This window comes from Snodgrassella sp. W8158 (assembly GCF_016100435.1).
GTDB classification, from domain to species: Bacteria; Pseudomonadota; Gammaproteobacteria; order Burkholderiales; family Neisseriaceae; genus Snodgrassella; species Snodgrassella alvi.
Window position 1 is genome coordinate 1 of sequence record NZ_JACFSM010000012.1, and the last position, 2,262, is coordinate 2,262.

The window sequence follows — 2,262 nt, forward strand, 5'->3', positions numbered from 1 at the left end:
TCCTATCGCATTTAACAGTAATCCGCCTGCATTCCACTGCGACAGTTCTTTTTCATATTTTTCACGTTCTTCCGGACTCAGTGCTGTATTTTTCAGTTTTTCTTTAAGGGCATCTTTTTTACTGTTTATTATGGCAGAGGCTGTCTGCATGTTATCGCTGAATTCCTGACTGATTTCACGCTGTAAATCCAGCTCTTTCTGTACCTTGTCTTTATCAAAGTTATTATGCAGATATCCGGCCTTATCAGCATAATCTTCGCTGCTGATATCAGTATGGATAGCTGCTAGGTTTTAAAATCCCATACCTTAATCAATAAGATTAATTACATTATTCAATAAATATTTATTTTTTATTGAGTATTACTGATGCTTTTGATTTTGATAAATACATGCATAACTAGGATATTGCCATACAACAGCATATCTTTGAAGCGGTATTTCAGTTACTGTTGGATCTCTTTCATAATCATAATAATCATCCAAATTAGAAGTAATAATCATCTCTTCTCCGCGACAGTTATGTTCAAAACCTAGTTTTGCACTATTCTTATCAACAGTATTAGAAATTTTTTTTCTATTTTCAAAATCATCATACTTTAGTTTAAATATCACATAAATTGTCGTTGTTGAACCATTTTTAGTTATCATTACTTGTTCTTTATTAAATGAATATGGCTTAAGAATATCTGGTAATTGTTTAATTATTATTGATTCTTTTTCATTATTATCTATTTCATATCTAGATTTTCCATTCACCATCCATTTTATATACCCAAAAATTGAAAAGCTACATAATATAAAGATAATATATATAATCCTTTTCTTATATCCTTTCCATAGTATATTGATATTACTCATTTATAAACTTTCAGCAGACGTAGTTAATTTAAAATATATAATAAAAACAAACATAACAGAACAAGTACAAATAGCTTTTTATTATACTTGTTCTAATACTCTGTTATTTACATTTAAAGAGCTTATTTAATTCTTCTAATTTTTCTATCATAATTGCTGCTGCTTAACACTTCCAAAACAAAAGGTAAATCCAGAACCTATTTTACCTTTTATTTTTGGCAATTAATTGTTTATAGGTCGTGTAGTAGCAACTTTTCCTATAACCAAATAACTTTATACCATTTGTTATATACACCTAGTCTGGTCAGACCTAGCCCTCCAATTCAACTGACCATGAATGGTCATTGATTGGAGGAGCTCAGATTTTATGCTGGTATGCTCATAACCATAACAATAAAGTAGGGTAAATTATTTATTCAACTTGTTATATAAGTCTAAAAGATAATAATTAGAATCTCTAATAGTTAGGTAGGAATCATTCTTATGTAGTTTTGCCAAGAATTCCATTCCAGAGAATTACCATTCATTCCCTTTCCTGCTTTACCACCAGTCAGCCAGTCATCATTGATGTACAGCCGAGGCTGTTGATTATCAGGATTGAGGGGCTGAGCTAAGAGGTAAAACAAAATCCCCACGGGTTAGGTGGGGATTGCTTTAGCTTACCTTGGATAATTTATCTGGTGATAAGGCTAGTATCTCTATTGTTCTACCGTTCTCATCACAGAACTCGACTTCATATGATTCATCGGGTTTAGTATAAACATCTATAATTGCACCTATCATTCCTGATTTCAGATTATACTCAGGAATATCTTCAGTTAAACTTACTGTATCAAAAAGGGAATATTTCATAATATCTTCACTTTACATAGAGTGTTGTTAATCTAGGTGTTGATGATCCAGGATCATATATCCAACCAGTTCGAACAGTTGCTGTTTTCCCATTCGGTCCAGTAATTGGCATATCAATAGTAATTCTTTGACCATGATTATCTGCTTTACCTAGAATGGCTGTATTTGTTTTTGCTCCCGATTGTATTTTTGATATTAGATCATTTGCGTTTGATTGGTTATATCCTAAAGCTGACTCAAAAACTTTTGCTTTGTTTCCCCCTACGGGATGCTCGGTATTTAATGCATAAGAAGTAACTTTATTCGGATCAATTACTGCTTTATCTGCATTTGCTAGCTTCCCAGAGTTTCCTGTTTTAATTACAGCCTCTGCATGGGTGTAATTGTTCCAATTCGCTGTTGGTCCTGAAAGTTTATCTTTAGAGGTTATTGTAGCAACATCATCTACAGCACTCGTCCCCTTTCCGGCTTTTGCTTTAGAACCCTGCTTTTGCATCATTACAGAATATCTATTTTTTATCAAACCTATTTCGTCATTGGTTAGTCTCCTTC

4 protein-coding genes are annotated in these 2,262 nt (G+C 32.6%); all 4 read right to left on the minus strand.

Annotated elements, in window-relative coordinates; genetic code table 11:
* Nucleotides 1-360: 360 nt before the first annotated feature.
* The gene (locus H3V11_RS11680) at nt 361-858 is read right to left on the minus strand and encodes a hypothetical protein (protein ID WP_198225094.1); all 498 of its coding nucleotides are present in this window, start codon (nt 856-858) and stop codon (nt 361-363) included.
* 464 nt (nt 859-1,322) lie between these two features.
* The gene (locus H3V11_RS11685) at nt 1,323-1,484 is read right to left on the minus strand and encodes a hypothetical protein (RefSeq protein WP_171991469.1); all 162 of its coding nucleotides are present in this window, start codon (nt 1,482-1,484) and stop codon (nt 1,323-1,325) included.
* A 28-nt stretch (nt 1,485-1,512) separates the two neighbouring features.
* The gene (locus H3V11_RS11690; RefSeq protein WP_025331490.1) at nt 1,513-1,710 is read right to left on the minus strand and encodes a DUF4926 domain-containing protein; all 198 of its coding nucleotides are present in this window, start codon (nt 1,708-1,710) and stop codon (nt 1,513-1,515) included.
* Between the two features lie 7 nt (nt 1,711-1,717).
* Nucleotides 1,718-2,262 (minus strand): DUF6883 domain-containing protein (locus H3V11_RS11695; protein ID WP_198225096.1); only part of this gene is annotated, 545 nt, incomplete at its 5' end.

Excerpts from the sequence above, each read along its gene's own strand:
- H3V11_RS11680 (WP_198225094.1), bottom strand. The coding sequence starts at position 858 with ATGAGTAATATCAATATACTATGGAAAGGATATAAGAAAAGGATTATA.
- H3V11_RS11690 (WP_025331490.1), bottom strand. The coding sequence starts at position 1,710 with ATGAAATATTCCCTTTTTGATACAGTAAGTTTAACTGAAGATATTCCT.